The organism is Cognatilysobacter segetis (assembly GCF_004359965.1).
Classification (GTDB): Bacteria; Pseudomonadota; Gammaproteobacteria; order Xanthomonadales; family Xanthomonadaceae; genus Cognatilysobacter; species Cognatilysobacter segetis.
Genome location: NZ_SMRQ01000030.1, coordinates 1 through 17,165, shown reverse-complemented (window position 1 = coordinate 17,165; position 17,165 = coordinate 1). Strand labels below are relative to the sequence as shown.

At 70.9% G+C, this 17,165-nt stretch carries 18 protein-coding genes; 15 read left to right on the top strand and 3 right to left on the bottom strand.

All coding sequences use genetic code 11. From position 1 onward, the window contains the following. The first annotated feature begins 10 nt into the window (after positions 1 to 10). The 6 genes from lptM (at position 11) to hslU (ending at position 4,872) form a co-directional block, all read left to right on the top strand. Positions 11 to 253 carry an LPS translocon maturation chaperone LptM gene (gene lptM, locus E4F61_RS08290; protein ID WP_133479206.1) on the top strand — a complete coding sequence of 81 codons (243 nt, stop codon included), beginning with the start codon at positions 11 to 13 and terminating at the stop codon, positions 251 to 253. 6 nt (positions 254 to 259) lie between these two features. Continuing rightward, positions 260 to 1,096, top strand: coding sequence for a diaminopimelate epimerase (gene dapF, locus E4F61_RS08285; RefSeq protein ID WP_238382857.1), 837 nt, complete (start codon positions 260 to 262; stop codon positions 1,094 to 1,096). Next, the gene (locus E4F61_RS08280) at positions 1,093 to 1,764 is read left to right on the top strand and encodes a DUF484 family protein (RefSeq protein ID WP_133479205.1); all 672 of its coding nucleotides are present in this window, start codon (positions 1,093 to 1,095) and stop codon (positions 1,762 to 1,764) included. The genes dapF and E4F61_RS08280 overlap by 4 nt, the downstream gene beginning before the upstream one ends. After that, the gene (gene xerC / locus E4F61_RS08275; RefSeq protein ID WP_133479204.1) at positions 1,754 to 2,686 is read left to right on the top strand and encodes a tyrosine recombinase XerC; all 933 of its coding nucleotides are present in this window, start codon (positions 1,754 to 1,756) and stop codon (positions 2,684 to 2,686) included. The genes E4F61_RS08280 and xerC overlap by 11 nt, the downstream gene beginning before the upstream one ends. 179 nt (positions 2,687 to 2,865) lie before the next feature. Further along, on the top strand, positions 2,866 to 3,420 hold the full coding sequence (hslV, locus tag E4F61_RS08270) for an ATP-dependent protease subunit HslV (RefSeq protein ID WP_133479203.1): 555 nt from the start codon (positions 2,866 to 2,868) through the stop codon (positions 3,418 to 3,420). A 60-nt stretch (positions 3,421 to 3,480) separates the two neighbouring features. Next, complete coding sequence (gene hslU, locus E4F61_RS08265; protein WP_133479202.1) at positions 3,481 to 4,872, top strand: ATP-dependent protease ATPase subunit HslU; 1,392 nt, start codon at positions 3,481 to 3,483, stop codon at positions 4,870 to 4,872. A gap of 7 nt (positions 4,873 to 4,879) precedes the next feature. Here the strand turns inward: hslU and E4F61_RS08260 are convergent, their stop codons facing one another. Further along, entirely contained in the window at positions 4,880 to 5,371 is a 492-nt protein-coding gene (locus tag E4F61_RS08260; RefSeq protein WP_133479201.1) for a DUF6328 family protein, read from the bottom strand. 88 nt (positions 5,372 to 5,459) lie between these two features. Between E4F61_RS08260 and E4F61_RS08255 the strand changes: the two genes are divergently transcribed. Genes E4F61_RS08255 through ubiE form a run of 3 tightly spaced genes read left to right on the top strand, consistent with a single transcriptional unit; the run spans position 5,460 to position 7,309 of the window. Beyond that, positions 5,460 to 5,933, top strand: a complete 474-nt coding sequence (locus E4F61_RS08255; RefSeq protein WP_133479200.1) for a DUF2269 family protein — start codon at positions 5,460 to 5,462, stop codon at positions 5,931 to 5,933. Between the two features lie 27 nt (positions 5,934 to 5,960). After that, on the top strand, positions 5,961 to 6,521 hold the full coding sequence (locus tag E4F61_RS08250; protein WP_133479199.1) for a hypothetical protein: 561 nt from the start codon (positions 5,961 to 5,963) through the stop codon (positions 6,519 to 6,521). Between the two features lie 29 nt (positions 6,522 to 6,550). Then, positions 6,551 to 7,309, top strand: coding sequence for a bifunctional demethylmenaquinone methyltransferase/2-methoxy-6-polyprenyl-1,4-benzoquinol methylase UbiE (gene ubiE, locus E4F61_RS08245; protein ID WP_133479198.1), 759 nt, complete (start codon positions 6,551 to 6,553; stop codon positions 7,307 to 7,309). 98 nt (positions 7,310 to 7,407) lie between these two features. On the opposite strand, the gene E4F61_RS08240 is transcribed toward ubiE, so the two are convergent. Further along, on the bottom strand, positions 7,408 to 9,603 hold the full coding sequence (locus E4F61_RS08240; protein WP_162301453.1) for a carbohydrate binding family 9 domain-containing protein: 2,196 nt from the start codon (positions 9,601 to 9,603) through the stop codon (positions 7,408 to 7,410). 224 nt (positions 9,604 to 9,827) lie between these two features. On the opposite strand from E4F61_RS08240, the gene E4F61_RS08235 reads away from it, so the two are divergent. From E4F61_RS08235 to E4F61_RS08220, 4 genes are all read left to right on the top strand, one after another. Next, entirely contained in the window at positions 9,828 to 11,771 is a 1,944-nt protein-coding gene (locus E4F61_RS08235; protein ID WP_133479196.1) for a M1 family metallopeptidase, read from the top strand. 125 nt (positions 11,772 to 11,896) lie between these two features. Then, a complete protein-coding gene (locus tag E4F61_RS08230; protein ID WP_133479195.1) occupies positions 11,897 to 12,259 on the top strand; it encodes a DUF5329 family protein in 363 nt (120 codons plus the stop codon). A 58-nt stretch (positions 12,260 to 12,317) separates the two neighbouring features. After that, positions 12,318 to 13,028 (top strand): hypothetical protein, encoded by a 711-nt coding sequence (locus E4F61_RS08225; RefSeq protein ID WP_133479194.1) that lies wholly within the window; start codon positions 12,318 to 12,320, stop codon positions 13,026 to 13,028. A 98-nt stretch (positions 13,029 to 13,126) separates the two neighbouring features. Continuing rightward, on the top strand, positions 13,127 to 13,819 hold the full coding sequence (locus tag E4F61_RS08220) for an EAL domain-containing protein (protein ID WP_133479218.1): 693 nt from the start codon (positions 13,127 to 13,129) through the stop codon (positions 13,817 to 13,819). A 21-nt stretch (positions 13,820 to 13,840) separates the two neighbouring features. Here the strand turns inward: E4F61_RS08220 and E4F61_RS08215 are convergent, their stop codons facing one another. Then, positions 13,841 to 14,776, bottom strand: coding sequence for a carbohydrate kinase family protein (locus E4F61_RS08215; protein WP_133479193.1), 936 nt, complete (start codon positions 14,774 to 14,776; stop codon positions 13,841 to 13,843). 248 nt (positions 14,777 to 15,024) lie between these two features. Between E4F61_RS08215 and E4F61_RS08210 the strand changes: the two genes are divergently transcribed. Then, positions 15,025 to 16,071 carry a rod shape-determining protein gene (locus E4F61_RS08210; protein ID WP_133479192.1) on the top strand — a complete coding sequence of 349 codons (1,047 nt, stop codon included), beginning with the start codon at positions 15,025 to 15,027 and terminating at the stop codon, positions 16,069 to 16,071. 111 nt (positions 16,072 to 16,182) lie between these two features. Then, the coding region (mreC, locus tag E4F61_RS08205; protein ID WP_133479191.1) for a rod shape-determining protein MreC at positions 16,183 to 17,165 on the top strand (983 nt) is incomplete at its 3' end.

The window sequence follows — 17,165 nt, the reverse complement described above, 5'->3', positions numbered from 1 at the left end:
CACTCGCCGCATGAAGCCACGCCTCCTCGCCGTCGTCCTCCTGTCCCTCGGTCTCGCCGCCTGCGGCAACAAGGGCCCGCTCGTGCTGCCCACCGCGCCGCCGCCGGAGCAGGCGCCGCCGGTCGAGTCGCCGCCGCCGGCCACGCCGACGCCGGAGACGCTCAACGACCAGCAGAACAGCACGCCGCCGCAGGGCGATGCCAGCGAGGCGGGCGATGCCGCGACGCCACCGAGCGCGCCGCCGCACCCGTAAGCCGCGATGCGTTTTTCCAAGATGCACGGCGCGGGCAACGACTTCGTCGTGCTCGACCTGCGCGACGGCCGCGAGGCGCCGTCGCCGGCGCTCTGCCGTGCGCTCGCCGACCGCCACACGGGCGTCGGCTGCGACCAGATCCTGACGATCGAGGCGACGCCCACCGCCGGCGTCGTGGCGCGCTACGGCATCTTCAATGCCGACGGTAGTCGCGCCGGCCAGTGCGGCAACGGCGCGCGCTGCGTCGCGGCCTGGCTGCGGCGCGATGCGGATGCGCGCGGGTCGGCGCTGCCGGATCGCTTCGACGTTGAAAGCCCCGCCGGGCGCCATGCCGTCGAATTCACCGCCGACGGCCGCGTGCGGCTCGATATGGGCCGTCCGGACTTCGAGCCCGCGCGCATCCCCCTCGCCGGGTTCACGCACGCCGACGATTGCCGGCTCGCGGTGGACGGCGACGCCATCGCGTTCTCCGCCGTGTCGATGGGCAACCCGCACGCCGTCATCCGCGTCGACGACATCGCGGCCGCCGAGGTCGAGCGCCTCGGTCCCGCGCTGCAGCGCGACGCCGCGTTCCCCGATTCGGTCAACGTCGGCTTCGTCGAGGTCGTCGACCGCGGCCACCTGCGCCTGCGCGTGTACGAGCGCGGCGTCGGCGAGACGCTCGCCTGCGGCAGTGGCGCCTGCGCGGCCGCGGTGGTGGCGATGCGCGACGGCTGGGTCGAGCGCGGCGTCGACGTCGCACTGCCCGGCGGCACGCTGCACATCGACTGGCCCGACGACGCGGCAACCGTCGCGATGACCGGCCCGGCCGCATTCGTCTTCGAAGGAGAGTGGATCGCATGACCGACACCGACAAGCTGGGCGCGCACGAGATCGCCGCCTGGCTGCGCCGCCATCCCGAGTTCCTGCGCCAGTTCCCGGACCTGGCCGGCTCGCTGGTGGTGCCGCGCGAAACCGGCCCGGCCGCGTCGCTGGCGAGCTACCAGCTCGAGGTGCTGCGCGAGAAGAACCGCGAACTCACGCGCCGCCTGCACGAGCTGTTCGCGAATGCGCAGGAGAACGAGCGGCTGTCGGTGCGCATCCACCAGCTGACGCTCGGCCTGATGCGGCAGACGAACGCGGCCGACACGCTCACCGCGATGGCCGCGTCGCTCGCCGAGGACTTCAACGGCGACGTCGTACGCATCGTGCTGCTGCGGCCGATCGCGGGCGTGGAGCCCAGCGACTGGCTCGACGTGATCGGCCCCGGCGACCTGCGCTTCAAGGCGTTCGCCGATTTCCTCGCCGGCGACGAGCCGCTGTGCGGGCGCCTGCAGCCGGCCAAGCAGGACGTGCTCTTCGGCGACCACGTCGACGACGTGCAGTCCACCGCGCTGTTCTCCGCGCAGGGGCTGGCCATGGTCGCGGTCGGCAGCCGCGATCCCAACCGCTTCTACCCCGGCATGGGCACGCTGTTCCTGCGCATGATGGGCGAGGCCTTCGGCGCCGCGTTGACGAGGTATGTCGACTGACGCCACGCCCGCGCCGGCGGTGGTGCCGGCGTCCGTCGAGGCCTTCCTCGCGCACCTGTCCGGCGAGCGGCAGGTGTCGGCGCACACGCTCGACGCCTACCGCCGCGACCTCGCCGCGCTGGCCGCGTGGGCGGCGCCGCGCGACACCGCGATCGACGCGCTCGACGGCGCGCAGCTGCGCGCCTTCATCGCCGACGAGCACCGCCGCGGTTGCGCGCCGAAGACGCTGCAGCGACGCCTGTCGGCCTGCCGCAGCTTCTACGGCTGGATGCTGCGCCACGGGCGTGTCGCGGCCAATCCGGTCGCCGGCCTGCGCGCGCCGAAGGCGCCGCGCAAGCTGCCCAAGGTGCTCGATCCGGACGAGGCGAAGACGCTGGTCGAAACGCCGGTCGACGCGCCGCTGGGCCTGCGCGACCGCGCGGTGCTCGAGCTGTTCTATTCCTCCGGCCTGCGCCTGTCGGAACTCTGCGGCCTGCGCTGGGCGCAGGTCGACCTCGACGACGGCCTGGTGACCGTGCATGGCAAGGGCCGGCGCGAACGCGTGGTGCCGATCGGCTCGCATGCACGCGCCGTGCTGGGCGAGTGGCGTGCGTCGACGGGCGCGAAGCACGAGGACCCGGTATTCCCCGGCCGCGGCGGCGCGCCGATCACGCCACGCGCGGTGCAGCTGCGCGTGCGCCAGCTCGCCGAGCGGCAGGGCCTGTTCAAGCAGGTGCATCCGCACATGCTGCGGCACTCGTTCGCGAGCCACATCCTCGAATCGTCCGGCGACCTGCGCGGCGTGCAGGAGCTGCTCGGCCATGCCGACCTGTCGACCACGCAGATCTACACGCATCTCGACTACCAGCACCTCGCCAAGGTCTACGACGCGGCGCATCCGCGCGCGCGGCGCACGCGCGCGCCGGACGCCGCCGGGGACTGACGCTCGCGCGGTGCGGCATGCACGCGGCCACGCCGCGGCCACGCGCGCCGGGGCTGACGCGACCGCTGTGCCGCTTCCGCGTCCTCGCGCGCCTTGAACGCGCGCGCCGCCACCCTCACCTCCATCGGACGGCCGCGAGCGGCCGCCCGCGCCGGCGCCGCCGGCCCCATGGAGATCCGATGGACCCCAGCCGCAACCCTCACGTCTTCCATGCGACCACGATCCTGTCGGTGCGTCGCGACGGCCGCGTCGCCGTCGGTGGCGACGGCCAGGTCACGCTCGGCCACACGGTGATGAAGGCGAACGCGCGCAAGGTGCGCCGCCTCGGCCGCGACGGCCAGGTGCTGGCCGGTTTCGCCGGCGCCGCGGCCGACGCGTTCACCCTGTTCGAGCTGTTCGAATCCAAGCTCGAGAAGCACGGCCAACTCACGCGCGCCGCGGTCGAGATGGCCAAGGACTGGCGCACCGAGCGCCGCCTCGGAAAGCTCGAGGCGCTGCTGTGCGTGGCCGACCGCGAGACCTCGCTGATCATCTCCGGCACCGGCGACGTGATCGAGCCCGAGGACGGCATCGTGGCGATCGGCTCCGGCGGCCCGTATGCGCTGTCGGCCGCACGCGCGCTGATGTCGCATACGACGCTCGATGCCCGCACGGTCGTGACGGAGGCGCTGAACATCGCCGGCGATGTCTGCATCTACACCAACCGCAACCTGGTGGTCGAAGAGCTGGCCTGACCGCCGCGACCGCCGTTCGCGCCGCGCACCGCGCGGGCGCCTCCCATCGAATCGAGCCCCATGCCCCTGAAACCCGATACCACCAGCGCCACCATGACCCCGCGCGAGATCGTGCAGGAGCTCGACCGCTACATCGTCGGCCAGCACGACGCAAAGCGCGCCGTCGCCATCGCGCTGCGCAACCGCTGGCGCCGCATGCAGCTCGAGCCGGAGCTGCGCAACGAGGTGATGCCGAAGAACATCCTGATGATCGGTCCGACCGGCGTCGGCAAGACCGAGATCGCGCGGCGCCTGGCCACGCTGGCCAACGCGCCGTTCGTGAAGGTGGAGGCCACGCGCTTCACCGAGGTCGGCTACGTCGGCAAGGACGTCGAGCAGATCGTGCGCGACCTCGCCGACACCGCGGTCAAGATGTACCGCGAGCAGGCCAAGAAGAAGGTGCGCGCGCAGGCCGAGGAACGTGCCGAGGAACGCATCCTCGACGTGCTGCTGCCGCGCCGCGAGAAGGGCCCGGTGTTCGGCTTCGAGGACACGCAGGCGCACGACGACGAGGCCGAGGAGGAGCGCCAGTACGAGGCCACGCGCGGCAAGCTGCGCAAGCAGCTGCGTAGCGGCGCGCTGGACGAGCGCGAGGTCGAGATCGAGAGCGCCGTGAACGTCGGCGTCGACATCATGGCGCCGCCCGGCATGGAGGAAATGGGCCAGCAACTGCGCCAGATGTTCTCGCAGGTGGCGGGCAGCAAGACGCACCGCCGCGGCATGAGCATCGCCGCGGCGCGCACGTTGCTGATGGAGGAGGAGGCCGGTCGCCTGGTCAACGAGGACGATGTGCGCGAAGCCGCGGTGGAAGCCTGCGAGCAGCACGGCATCGTCTTCATCGACGAGATCGACAAGATCGCCAAGCGCGGCGAGTCGGGCATCACCGGCGGCGACGTCTCGCGCGAGGGCGTGCAGCGCGACCTTCTGCCGCTGGTCGAAGGCTCCACGGTGAGCACGAAGTACGGCTCGATCAAGACCGACCACATCCTGTTCATCGCTTCGGGCGCGTTCCACCTCGCCAAGCCGAGCGACCTCATCCCCGAGCTGCAGGGCCGTTTCCCGATCCGCGTGGAGCTCTCGTCGCTGAGCAAGGACGACTTCGTGAAGATCCTCACCGAGCCGCGCGCCTCGCTCACCTACCAGTACATCGAGCTGATGCGCACGGAAGGCGTGGACCTGCGCTTCACCGCGGACGCGGTGGAGCGCCTCGCCGAGCTCGCGGCGATCGTCAACGAGCGGCAGGAGAACATCGGCGCGCGCCGCCTGCACACGGTGCTCGAGCGCCTGCTCGATTCGCTGAGCTTCGAGGCGCCCGACCGCGACGGCCAGGCGGTCGAGATCGATCGCACCTACGTCGACGCGCACCTCGGCGAACTGGTCAAGGACCCGGACCTGTCGCGCTACATCCTCTGACGCGGCGTCAGGCGTCGCGCGAGGACGGATCGAGCCGCAGCAGGCGGCTCGCCACCGGCAATGCGATCCACAACGCCGCGAACGCGGCCAGCAGCACCGCGGCGGTCGCCGCCGCGGCGGTGCTGCCGCCGATGAGCCGGCCGACGAGGTAGGCATCCATCGTCAGCGCGACCATCAGGATGGGCATCCCGGCCATCAGCAGGCGCGTGGACAGGCGGATGAAGTGCGCCGAGACGCGATCCGGCGAGGTGACCCGGTGATAGGCCGCCGGCGTCATGATCAGCGCGATCGCCAGGCCGACCAGCACGATCGAGCCCAGGTGCAGCAGCTTCTCGCTCGCCGTCAGCGCGGTGTCGAAGCGCTCGCTGAAGACCGCGATGAGCTGGAACCCGAACAGCGCCTGCACGCCGGGCAGCACCATGCGGCATTCCTCGATCAGCGTGTCGGCGGCCTTGGTCAGCGAGAGCGCCTCGGCGCCTTCCAATCGGTGGTGGGGCATGGGGTCCTCCTGCCGCTAGGGTCGTCGCGTCCGCGTGGCGGCGACGTCAGCGCGGGCATGCGAGCATTCACGCAAACCGGAGCGCGCCATGGACTACCTCTGGATCAAGTGGATCCACATCCTCTCCTCGACCCTGCTGCTCGGCACCGGGCTCGGGATCGCGTTCTTCATGTGGATGGCGCACCTGACCGGCGACGCGCGCCACATCGCGCGGACCGCGCGCGTGGTGGTCATCGCCGATTCGATCTTCACCGCGCCCGCGGTGGTCGTGCAGTTCGCCACCGGCGCGTGGATGGTGCATGCGATGGGCGCGCCCTACTCGACGTTCTGGATCGGCGCCGCGGTGGTGCTGTTCGTGCTGGTCGGCGCGTGCTGGCTGCCGGTGGTCTGGCTGCAGATCCGCGCGCGCGACCTCGCGCGCATCGCGGCCGATGCGGGCGAGCCGTTGCCACCGGCGTACATGCGCACCATGCGCTGGTGGTTCGTGCTGGGCTGGCCCGCGTTCCTCGCCGTGATCGCGATCTTCGCGCTGATGGTGACCAAACCGGTCGGCCCGGGCTGAACCGGACAGGTTGCAGCTGTCGCATTCGTGAATCGACGCGCCGCCACGCGCGTGGCTGGATGCTGCGTCGACATCGCGCTGCCTAACGTCTCGGTGTACGAGGCGGACGTGATCGACGCGACCGCGACGAAGCCGCCTCGAAGGAGTTCGCAATCGATGGCGATCGTGATGATCGAGGCACCCGGCGCGGTGGGCGCCGCCGAGGCCGGCGGGGTGCGCGCCACGCTGGCCGAGCGCGCCGCCCGTGCCGGGCAGGAGCTGGTGCATATACGCTGCGAGGACGAGGCCCAGCTGCTCGAGCGGCTCGCCCGCATCGACCGCGGCCAGGCCGACATCATCCTGTTCGACCCCGGCGAGCGGACCGCCGACCCGCGCCGCGCGCGCACGCTGGCGTCGCTGGACGTGCCCTACATCGAGGTCCGCGGCGACGGCCACGACGCGGCGTCGCCGCGGGTCGCCGCGGGCGCGGGGCCGCGTGTGGCGGTGGTCGACGGCTACGCCGCGCAGGGTTACACGCTGGCGATGTCCATGGCGCTCGAGCGGCTGGGCTGCGCCGAATGCGAGAACGATTTCAGCGTCGGGACGTGAGCCGCGGCGCCGGGTGCGATAATCGGCCCATGAGCGAAGACCCGCGTCCCGGCACCACCCATTTCGGCTATCGCGACGTCCCCGTCGGCGAGAAGCAGAAGCTCGTCGGCGAGGTGTTCTCGTCGGTCGCGCAGAAGTACGACGTCATGAACGACCTGATGTCGTTCGGCATCCACCGCGTGTGGAAGCGCTACTTCGTGGCCACCGCGCAGGCCAAGCGCGGCGACCGCGTGCTCGACCTCGCCGGCGGCACCGGCGACATCGCCGTGCTGCTGAAGGACCGCGTGGGCGAGGCGGGCGAGGTGGTCGTCGGCGACATCAACGGCGACATGCTGCGCGTCGGCCGCGACCGGCTGACCGACCGCGGCCTGGTCCGTGGCCTCGACTGGGTGCAGTGCAATGCGCAGGCGCTGCCGTTCCCCGACGCGCGCTTTGACCTCGTCACGATCGCGTTCGGCCTGCGCAACGTCACCGACAAGGACGCGGCGCTGCGCGAGATGCTGCGCGTGCTGCGGCCGGGCGGGCAGGCGCGCGTGCTCGAGTTCTCGCAGGTCACGGCCGACTGGTTCCGCCCGCTCTACGACTTCCACTCGTTCAACGTGCTGCCCAAGCTCGGCTCGATGATCGCGGGCGACGAGGGCAGCTATCGCTACCTCGCCGAAAGCATCCGCAAGCATCCGCCCCAGCGCGAGCTGCAGGCGATGATGGATGCGGCCGGCTTCGTGCGTACGTCGTATCGCAACCTGTCGGCCGGCATCGTCGCGATCCACACGGGCTACAAGGCCTGACGCCGGCGATGGGCCGCGCGCCCTCGGCTGCGTGAACGACAACGGCGCCCGAGGGCGCCGTTGTCGTATGCGGGAGGGGCCGTGCCGGCCCGCGCGTGTCAGGGCTGCCAGCCGTAGCTGAGCTTGACGAACACACCGCGGTTGCTCGCGAACAGGTCGCGGTGCTCGTCGTCGAGGAAGCCGCCGAGCGCGCCGCCCGCGTAGACCGCCGTGCGCGGGTTGACCTTGTACGAGTAGACCAGCTGCGCGCCCACGTCGCGGGCATGGCGATTGACCGGATGCGCGTACAGCGCCGGGTCCTTGTCGACGTTGCTGGCCTGTACGGTCAGGCGCAGGCGCTGGCGCGGGTCGAGCTGCCAGGCCAGGCGCGTGTCGAGCACGGTGGCCTCGAACGCGGTGCCGCCGTCCCGACGCAGGCTCTGCTGGAACAGGTCGACGTTGAAGCTCAGGCCGAGGCCGATCGAGAAGTTGCCGTAGATGTCGAAGAAGCGACCCTGCCCGCGACGCGAGGCGGCCAGGTCGATCTGCGGGCCGAAGCGGAAGTTGCCGCCGATCTGCATGCCCGAACGCGGCGTGGCGTTGGCGAACAGGTTGACGTAGCTCTCGCCGAACAGGCGGCCGTTCCAGAAGCGATCGCGGGTCATGCCCTGGATGCCGACCGTGCTCTGCATCGGGCCGTTGGCCTGCAGGCGCGCCTCGAGCTCGCGCTCGAGCAGCTGGCCGTCGAAGCGGTGCGTGATGTCGTAGTCGGTGTAGAGCTGCACGCGGTTGATCTTCGAGCCCTTGTCGAAGAACCAGTTGTAGCCGCCGCCGACCAGCGACTTGTCGTAGCCCACCTGGCCGATGAAGCCGAGGTCGGCGCGGAAGCCCGGGTCGACCTGCTCGTGCCAGGTCGAGGCGAACCAGTTGCGCGTTTCGTAGTCGTACGCGGCGCGCCAGGCGTTGCCGGTGGGCGCGGCATCGTCGAAGCCGAGCTGCAGCGGGTACTGCGAATCGCTGCGCAGCAGCTGCGCCACGACGGTGTGGCTGCCGTGCTGCCAGCGCCCGTCGACGCCCGCGACGTCGTTGCGGTAGTCGTCGCCGTGGCGCGCGGTGGTGACCAGGCCGATGCTGGTGCTGGCGTTGAGGTCGTGCCGGTAGCGCGCGACCAGCACGTCGGCCGGCTGCTCGAGGATCTCGAAGCCCGAGCCTAGCACGCCCGGCACGAGCAGCTGGGTGATCGCGTCGCGCGCGACGAACGCGCCGTACGCGCCGCTGCCCGTGCGGCCGGTGACGCGCAGTCCGTAGTCGGGGTCGGCGATCTGGCGCGTGTAGAGCACCTGGAACGGCGTGTTGAAGTAGTCCGCGCCCTCCATGAAGAACGGGCGCTTCTCGGGGAAATACAGCGCGAAGTTGGTGGTGAGGTCGAGCTGCGCCTGGTCGGATTCGACCTGCGAGAAGTCCGGGTTGATCGTGGCGTTGAGCGTCAGGTTGGGGGACGGCGCCCAGGACACGTCGACACCCGGCTCGATCTGCACGCCGTCGCCGTGCCAGTCGCCGTCGGCGCGGTCGCGCGTCTGCGCGTTCGTCATCGTCAACGTCGGCACGACCTCGATGTTGCGGCCCTGCTGCACGCCTTCCATGCCCTCGAACTTGGCCGCCTGGCACATCAGGCAGTTGCCGCCGCGCGGCACCACGACGTTGGCGATCTGGTGGCGCACGTTGCGCGGATAACTGCGGAAGCCGATCACGCCCCAGCGCTTCGCGCCCTCGGTGTCGCGGAAGCGCAGCGTCGAGAACGGAATGCGGATCTCGACGTCGTAGCCGTCGGCGGTGACGCGGCCCGCGCTGGTCCACAGCCCGTCCCACGAGTCGTCTTCGTTGCCGGTGGCTTCCTCGCGGATGAGGTCCATCTGCACGCCGAACGGGTTGACGAAGAACTCGTAGTTGCGACGGTGGTCGTCGAACGTGTCGAGCATCACGCCGACGAACTCGTCGCGGTACGCGCCGTCGCGATCAGTGAGGTGGGCGCGGATCTTCGACGGATCGGGGTCCTGCGCGTGGAACGACAGGTACAGCGCGTCGCGCGTGCTGGCGATGCGCATGGTGGTGCGCACCGGCGGCGCCACGTTGTCGCCCGGCGAGATCTCGTAGTTCAGCTCGACCGGGGTCGCCTGCGACCAGGCCGCGTCGTCAAGCACGCCGTCGATGACGATCTCGCCGTCCAGATGGGGGATGCGCGTGACCTCCTGCGCCGCGGCCGGGAACACGAAGGCGAGGGTGGCGAGCGCGAGGGCGGTGCGGATCGGGGTCATCGGGTCGTCGTGGTGGGAAGGCATGCAGGTCGGATGCGGTGCGGGACGCCGGGGTTTAGGTTCCGCGCGCATGGCTGATGGCACATGCGGCGGATCGCGGCGCGGTGGGGAACGCGGCGCGAGGATGACCGAACGCCAACGCAGCCACCCGTGCCGGAAGTCCGCGTGCCGGCGGTCACGGTGGCAAGAAGTACACTCGGCCGGTCTCCCGATGGGCCCGGACCATGCGAACCCTTCCCCTGCTCACCGTTTCCCTGCTCGCCCTCGCGTTGCTGGCCGCCGCCGGCTGCAGGCGCGAACCCACGCCGCCGGCCGACGGCACCGCGAAGGCACCGGCGCCCGCCGCGACCGCGACGCACCGCCTCGACGAGCATTCCTTCGCCGAGCCGGACAAGGTGCGGACCAAGGACCTCGCGCTCGAGCTGAACGTCGACTTCGACAAGAAGCAGCTCGCCGGCAGCGCCACCTATACGCTCGACTGGCTCGACCCCAAGTGGGGCAAGCTGGTGCTCGACACGCGCGACATCACCATCGACAAGGTGGTGGGCGAGCGCGCCGACGGCAACTGGCGCGACCTGACCTACGTGCTGTCGCCGACGCCCGACAAGATCCTCGGCACGCAGCTCACCATCGCGGCGCCCGAGCGCAACAAGCGGATCCGCATCACCTACCACACGTCGCCGAACGCGTCGGGCCTTCAGTGGCTGACGCCCGAGATGACGCAGGGCAAGAAGACGCCCTTCATGTTCAGCCAGTCCCAGCAGATCCACGCGCGCTCGTGGGTGCCGCTGCAGGACACGACGATGGTGCGCTTCACCTATACCGCGCACGTCACCGCGCCGAAGGACGTGATGGTGCTGATGAGCGCCGACAACGACCCGAAGGCGGTCCGCGACGGCGACTACACGTTCAAGATGCCGCAGGCGATCCCGTCCTACCTGCTTGCGATCGCCGCGGGCGACCTCGTGTTCAAGCCGACCGGCCCGCGTTCGGGCGTGTGGGCCGAGCCCGCGATGGCGCCGAAGGCGGCGAGCGAATTCGCCGACACCGAGAAGATGATGGAGACGGCCGAGAAGCTGTACGGCCCGTACCGCTGGGGCCGCTACGACATCCTCGTGCTGCCGCCGTCGTTCCCGTACGGCGGCATGGAGAACCCGCGCATCACCTTCGCCACGCCCACCGCGATCACCGGCGACCGCTCGCTGGTCTCGCTGATCGCGCACGAGCTGGCGCACAGCTGGTCCGGCAACCTCGTCACGTTCGCGCGATCGCGTGATGCCTGGCTCAACGAGGGCATCACCAGCTACGTCGAGATGCGCATCGTCGAGGATCTCTACGGCCGCGAGCGCGCGGACATGGAGAAGATCGTCGGGCGCAACGAGCTGAAGCAGGAATTCACCGACGCCAACAAGGACCTGCAGCCGCTGGCCGTCAAGGAAGGCGTGCTGAAGGATCCGGACGAGAACCTCACCGGCACGGTCTACACGAAGGGTGCGTGGTTCGCCGAATTCCTCGAGACGCGCTTCGGCCGCGAGGCGTTCGACGCCTTCCTTCGCGGCTACTTCGACCACTTCGCCTTCCAGTCGATCACCACCGAGCAGTTCGCCGAGTACGCGAAGGCCAACCTGCTCGACAAGTACCCGGGCAAGGTGACGCAGGCCGAGTTCGACGCGTGGCTGCACGAGCCGGGCATCCCGGCCACGGCGCCGCAGGTGACCAGCGCGCGCTTCGACGCCGTCGACGCCGTGCGCAAGGCCTACCTCGACGCCGGCACGCTGCCGGACGCCGCGACCACGTCGAAGTGGACCACCTACGAGTACGTGCACTTCATCGAAGGCCTGCCGCCGGTGATGAAGCCCGAGCAGCTCGCCGCGCTCGACGGGGTCTTCCACTTCACCGGCACGCCCAACGGCGAGATCGCGCAGCGCTGGTACCCGCTCGCGGTGCGCAGCGGCTACACGCAGGCCAACGAGGCGATCGCCGAGTTCCTGGCGCGCGTCGGCCGCCGCAAGCTGATCATGCCGACCTACGGCGAGCTGGTGAAGACGCCGCAGGGCCTGCAGCTGGCCGAGCAGATCTACGCGAAGGCCAAGCCCGGCTACCACCCGATCACGTCGGGTTCGGTGGAGCAGGTCATCGCCGACGCGAAGGCCGGCAAGACGCAGTAAGCGCTGCGCTCCCGCGGTAAACCTCGAGGCCGCCGGCTCACCCCCGGCGGCCTCGTCGCAGGCGGGTTCAGCGAACGCGTCGTAGCGTGAACTCGCCGGACCGCGCCGGTGTGCCAGGGGTCGTCATGCGTCGTCGATTGCTCGCATCGTTGTTGCTCGCCGCCTCGTTCGCCGCGACGGCCGCGCCGCCGCCGGCCACGCAGCGCGAGATCGCCGGCCTGTTCGCCGCGCTCGAGCATTCGGGCTGCCGCTTCGCGCGCAACGGCACCTGGTACGACGCCCACAAGGCCCGCGAGCACCTGCAGCGCAAGTACGACTGGCTGCTGCGCCGCGACGCGATCGCGCGCAGCGAGGACTTCATCGAACTCGCTGCGACCAAGAGTTCGATGAGCGGTCGCCCGTACCTCGTGCAGTGCCCGGGCGCCGCGGCCGTGCAGAGCGGGCCGTGGTTCCGCGCGGCGCTCGCCCGGGTTCGCGCCGCGCACTGACGCGTCGCTGCGCGCGGGGCTGGTATCGTCGACCGCCGTCGCCGATGGAGCCCGCACGATGCGCCTGTCCCGAGCCGTCCTACCGCTGTTGATGCTCGGCGTGGCCGCCTGCGGCCCCGCACCGGATCCGCAGGCCGAGGCCAAGGCGAAGGCGGCGCAGGACGCCGCGGCCGCCGATGCGCTGGCCGGCGAACTGGAGACGCAGCTCTCGAACAGGAACTGGACGCTCGCGCGCTCGCAGTGCGAGGTCCTGGCCTACCGCTATCCGAAGAGCCCGCTGGTGGCGCGCTACGCCGCGCGCTGCGCCGAGGCGAAGGCGCAGGCCGGCGAGCAGGCCGAAGCCGCGCGACTGCAGGGCCTGTGGTCCTACCAGAGCGATCCGGTCGGCAAGGGTCGGCAGCTCAGCACGTCGATCTATTCGAAGGACGACGTCGACACCGGCGCCGGACGCTCGCGCGTGCGGCTGATCTTCCGCGACCATCCCGAATGGGGCCGCAGCAGCTACCTCGTGCTCGAGAACGGCGACTTCGACTGCTACGGCGGCTGCGCGCTCAAGATGAAGGTCGACGGCAAGCCGCGCAGCATGGCCGGCAGCCGGCCCAGGACCGACGAGGCCATCGCGATGTTCATCGAGGACGAGCGGGGGCTCTGGCGCACGGTGCGCAAGGCGAAGACGCTGGCCATCGACCTTCCGCTCAAGGGCGCCCGGACGCAGACCGTCGTGTTCGAGGTCGGTGGGCTGGACGCGTCGCGGATGCCGGGCTGGTAACCCGCGTGTACCTTGAGGACTTCTTCAAGGGCGACGCCGCGCACCAGGGCTGCCTGCGCTGCCGGGACGTCGACGCGTCGCTGGATATCCGCCTGCGCATGGCCTACCAGCCGATCGTCGACGTCGCGCGATGCGAGGTGTTCGCCTACGAGGCGCTCGTGCGCGGCCCCGACGGCCAGCCCGCCGGCTGGGTACTCGAGCGCATGACGCCCGAGACGCTCTACCGCTTCGACCAGACCTGCCGCGTGCTCGCCATCGACACCGCCGCGCGGCTCGGCCTGGGCGGCGCGAAGCTGTCGATCAACTTCATCCCCAACGCGGTGTACGAGCCGGCGAGCTGCATCCGGCTCACGCTCGCGGCGGCCGACAAGGTGGGCATGCCGGTGGAGTCGCTGATGTTCGAGCTCACCGAGAGCGAGCGCATCGCCGACCCGCAGCACGCGCTGTCGATCCTCGCGTACTACCAGCGGCGCGGGTTCGTCACCGCCGTGGACGATTTCGGCGCGGGCTTCGCGGGCCTGCAACTGGTCGTGCAGTTCCAGCCGCAGGTGCTCAAGCTCGACATGGAGCTGGTGCGCGGCATCGATCACCACCGCGCGCGGCAGGCCGTGGTCGGCGGCGCATTGCAGATCGCGCGCGAGCTGGGTTCGGACGTGGTCGCCGAGGGCGTCGAGACCGAAGGCGAATACGGCTGGCTGCGCGCCGCCGGCGTGCGCCTGTTCCAGGGGTATTACTTCGCGCGGCCGCAGCTCGAGGCGCTGCCGCAGCCGGACTGGTCGCGCGTCGGCTGAGCCGCGCGCGACCGCGCGGCATCAGCCCAGCGCGTGGCCGAACTGGTCGCGGTATTCCGCGGCGAACTCGTCGTAGGTGAAGCGCTGGTTCTGCGTGCCCGGATGGCCGACCTTCAGCGCGCCCATCAGCGAGCCCATGCGGCCGCACGTGGGCAGGTCGTAGCCGCGCATCAGGCCGAGGATCAGGCCGGCGCGGAAGGCGTCGCCGCAGCCGGTCGGGTCGACGATGTCGCGCTCGCGCGCCGGCGGCACTTCGTGGCACTGGCCGTCGATATGGATCTGCGAACCGCGCGGGCCGCGCGGGGTGATGTAGGCGCGCACCTTCGAGGCGATCGTCTTCTCGTCCCAGCCCGTGCGTTCCTGCAGCAGGTTCGACTCGTAGTCGTTGACCACGACGTAGTCGGCCAGCTCGATGAAGTGGCGGAACTCGTCGCCGTTGAACAGCGGCATCGCCTGGCCGGGATCGAAGATGAAGGGAATGCCGCAGTCGTGGAATTCCTGCGCGTTCTGCAGCATGCCTTCGTAGCCGTCCGGCGCCACGATGCCGAACGTGACGCCCTCGACGTCGCGCACGTGGTTGTCGTGCGAGCGGCTCATCGCGCCCGGGTGGAACGCGGTGATCTGGTTGTTGTCCAGGTCGGTGGTGATGAACGCCTGCGGCGTGAACATGTCCTCGATCACGCGCACCTGGTCGAGGCGGATGCCGCACTTCTCGAAGTGCGCCCGATACGGGCCGAAATCCTGGCCGACCGTGGCCATCGGAATCGCGTCGCCGCCGATCAGGTTGAGGTTGTAGGCGATGTTGCCCGCGCAGCCGCCGAACTCGCGGCGCATCCTCGGCACGAGGAAGGACACGTTCAGGATGTGCACCTTGTCCGGCAGGATGTGGTTCTTGAACTGGTCCGGGAACACCATGATGGTGTCGTAGGCCAGCGAGCCGCAGATCAAGGCAGACATCGAGTACTTCCCCAGGTGGCCGCCGGGCGCGGCGCGGCCGCGTAGGGTAGCGGCTGGCTCCCGCCCGGGCCAGACGTCAGGGCGTCCGCGGGGCGATCCGCCGGCCGCTGTGTGACCCGGTGCGGCAGAAACCGTCGTGAAGGGCCCGTGATTCCTTGCTCCCCCGGGACCCCGTTGCTAGGCTGGCGACCCTCGCGCCCGTACAGGCGCCCGCGCCCCCGCGCCACACTTTCCGGCCCATTCCCCCGATGTTGAAGAAGTTTCGCGGCATTTTCTCCAACGACCTGTCCATCGACCTGGGCACGGCCAATACCCTCATCTATGTGCGCGGGCAGGGCATCGTCCTGAACGAGCCCTCGGTCGTGGCCGTCCGCCAGGACCGCATGGTCGGCAGCAACCGCACCGTCGCGGCCGTCGGCGCCGAGGCCAAGCAGATGCTCGGTCGCACCCCGGGCCACATCACCACGATCCGCCCGATGAAGGACGGCGTCATCGCCGACTTCACGTACACGGAGGAGATGCTCAAGCACTTCATCCGCAAGGTGCACAAGTCGCGGTTCCTGCGCCCGAGCCCGCGCGTGCTGGTCTGCGTGCCCTGCGGCTCGACGCAGGTCGAGCGTCGCGCGATCAAGGAATCGGCCGAGGAGGCCGGCGCGCGCGAGGTGTATCTCATCGAGGAACCGATGGCGGCCGCGATCGGCGCCGGCATGCCGGTGACCGAGGCGCGCGGCTCGATGGTGGTCGACATCGGCGGCGGCACTACCGAGGTCGCGGTCATCGCGCTCAACGGCGTGGTGTATTCGCAGTCGGTGCGCATCGGCGGCGACCGCTTCGACGAGGCGATCATCAACTACGTGCGCCGCCACTACGGCACGCTGATCGGCGAAGCCACCGCCGAGCGCATCAAGCTCACCATCGGCTGCGCGTATCCGCAGCAGGAAGTGCGCACGATGGAAGTCTCCGGCCGCAACCTCGCCGAGGGCGTGCCGAAGATGATCACCGTGAGCAGCAACGAGGTGCTCGAAGCGCTGCGCGAGCCGCTGGCCGGCATCGTCGCGGCGATCCGCCTCGCGCTCGAGCAGACCCCGCCCGAGCTGTGCGCCGACGTCGCCGAACGCGGCATCGTGCTCACCGGCGGCGGCGCGCTGCTGCGCGACCTCGACCGCCTGATCAGCGAGGAGACCGGCCTGCACGTGCAGGTGGCGGACGATCCGCTGACCTGCGTCGCGCGCGGCGGTGGCCGTGCGCTCGAGCTGGTCGACATGCACGGCAACGAGTTCTTCGCGCCCGACTGACGACACGCCCGGGACGCCGCGATCGCGATCGACGCGCGCGTCCCGCCTGGGCGGCCCTGAACCGCCCGCGGATCGCGTCCGTCCATTCCGACACCGGCTCCCCGTCCGCACGTGCCTCCCTCGTCCGCCCCCGCCCGACTCGGCGACGCCGCAGGCACGCTGCGCCTGCTCGCCTATCTCGCGGCCGCGGTGACGCTCGCCGTGCTCGATCACCGCGGCGGCTGGATGCACACGCTGCGCCAGAACGTCGGCATCGCCGCTGAGCCGGTGCGCGCGGTCGCCGGCCTGCCGGGCCGCCTCGCCGACACCACGGTCGACAACGTCGCCACCGTCGCGCAGCTCGCGCGCCGCAACCAGGCGCTGCGCCGCGAGCTGCTGGTGTCGCAGGCGCGCATCGCGCGGCTGTCGACCGTCATCGCCGACAACTCGCGCCTGCGCGCACTGCTCGACGCCGCGCAGCGCGGCGGCCTGGACGTGCAGCTCGCGCCGATTCTCGACGTCGACCTCGACCCCACGCACCAGCGCCTCGTGCTGGACGCGGGCGCGCGCGACGGGGTGCGCGAGGGGCAGAGCGTGATCGATGCGCGCGGCCTGCTCGGCCAGGTGACGCGCGTGGGCCCGCTGCATTCGGACGTGCTGCTGATCACCGATCCCGACCACGCCGTGCCGGTCGCCATCGCGCGCAACGGCGTGCGGCTCGTCGCCTACGGCACCGGGCGCGGCGACCAGCTCGCGCTGGCGAACATCCCGCTGTCGAGCGACATCAAGGTCGGCGACGTGGTGGTGACGTCGGGCCTCGGCGGCCGCTTCCCGCCGGGGTTCCCGGTCGGGCGGATCGTCGCGCTGCGCCCCGACCAGAGCCGCGCGTTCCTGGAGGGCGACCTGCGCCCGGCCGCGCAGCTCGATCGCGGCCGCGAGGTACTGCTGCTGCGCTCCAACGACGTCACCCTGCCGGCGCCGCCGCCGCCACCGCAATCGGTGGCCGGCGTGCCGGGCGAGGGCCTGAGCGTCGGTCTCGGACAGCCGCCGGTGGCGACGCCCGCCGGCGCGACGCCGGCCGCGGGCGGGAACGCGACGACGGCCACCGCCGCGGG

Bases quoted from the DNA above. Each gene is read 5' to 3' on its own strand.
- E4F61_RS08220 (WP_133479218.1), top strand. From the start codon at position 13,127: ATGGCCTACCAGCCGATCGTCGACGTCGCGCGATGCGAGGTGTTCGCC.
- E4F61_RS08225 (WP_133479194.1), top strand. From the start codon at position 12,318: ATGCGCCTGTCCCGAGCCGTCCTACCGCTGTTGATGCTCGGCGTGGCC.
- E4F61_RS08210 (WP_133479192.1), top strand. From the start codon at position 15,025: ATGTTGAAGAAGTTTCGCGGCATTTTCTCCAACGACCTGTCCATCGAC.
- E4F61_RS08255 (WP_133479200.1), top strand. From the start codon at position 5,460: ATGGACTACCTCTGGATCAAGTGGATCCACATCCTCTCCTCGACCCTG.
- E4F61_RS08215 (WP_133479193.1), bottom strand. From the start codon at position 14,776: ATGTCTGCCTTGATCTGCGGCTCGCTGGCCTACGACACCATCATGGTG.
- hslU (WP_133479202.1), top strand. From the start codon at position 3,481: ATGCCCCTGAAACCCGATACCACCAGCGCCACCATGACCCCGCGCGAG.
- E4F61_RS08235 (WP_133479196.1), top strand. From the start codon at position 9,828: ATGCGAACCCTTCCCCTGCTCACCGTTTCCCTGCTCGCCCTCGCGTTG.
- E4F61_RS08280 (WP_133479205.1), top strand. From the start codon at position 1,093: ATGACCGACACCGACAAGCTGGGCGCGCACGAGATCGCCGCCTGGCTG.
- E4F61_RS08260 (WP_133479201.1), bottom strand. From the start codon at position 5,371: ATGCCCCACCACCGATTGGAAGGCGCCGAGGCGCTCTCGCTGACCAAG.
- hslV (WP_133479203.1), top strand. From the start codon at position 2,866: ATGGACCCCAGCCGCAACCCTCACGTCTTCCATGCGACCACGATCCTG.
- ubiE (WP_133479198.1), top strand. From the start codon at position 6,551: ATGAGCGAAGACCCGCGTCCCGGCACCACCCATTTCGGCTATCGCGAC.
- xerC (WP_133479204.1), top strand. From the start codon at position 1,754: ATGTCGACTGACGCCACGCCCGCGCCGGCGGTGGTGCCGGCGTCCGTC.
- E4F61_RS08240 (WP_162301453.1), bottom strand. From the start codon at position 9,603: ATGACCCCGATCCGCACCGCCCTCGCGCTCGCCACCCTCGCCTTCGTG.
- dapF (WP_238382857.1), top strand. From the start codon at position 260: ATGCGTTTTTCCAAGATGCACGGCGCGGGCAACGACTTCGTCGTGCTC.
- E4F61_RS08230 (WP_133479195.1), top strand. From the start codon at position 11,897: ATGCGTCGTCGATTGCTCGCATCGTTGTTGCTCGCCGCCTCGTTCGCC.
- lptM (WP_133479206.1), top strand. From the start codon at position 11: ATGAAGCCACGCCTCCTCGCCGTCGTCCTCCTGTCCCTCGGTCTCGCC.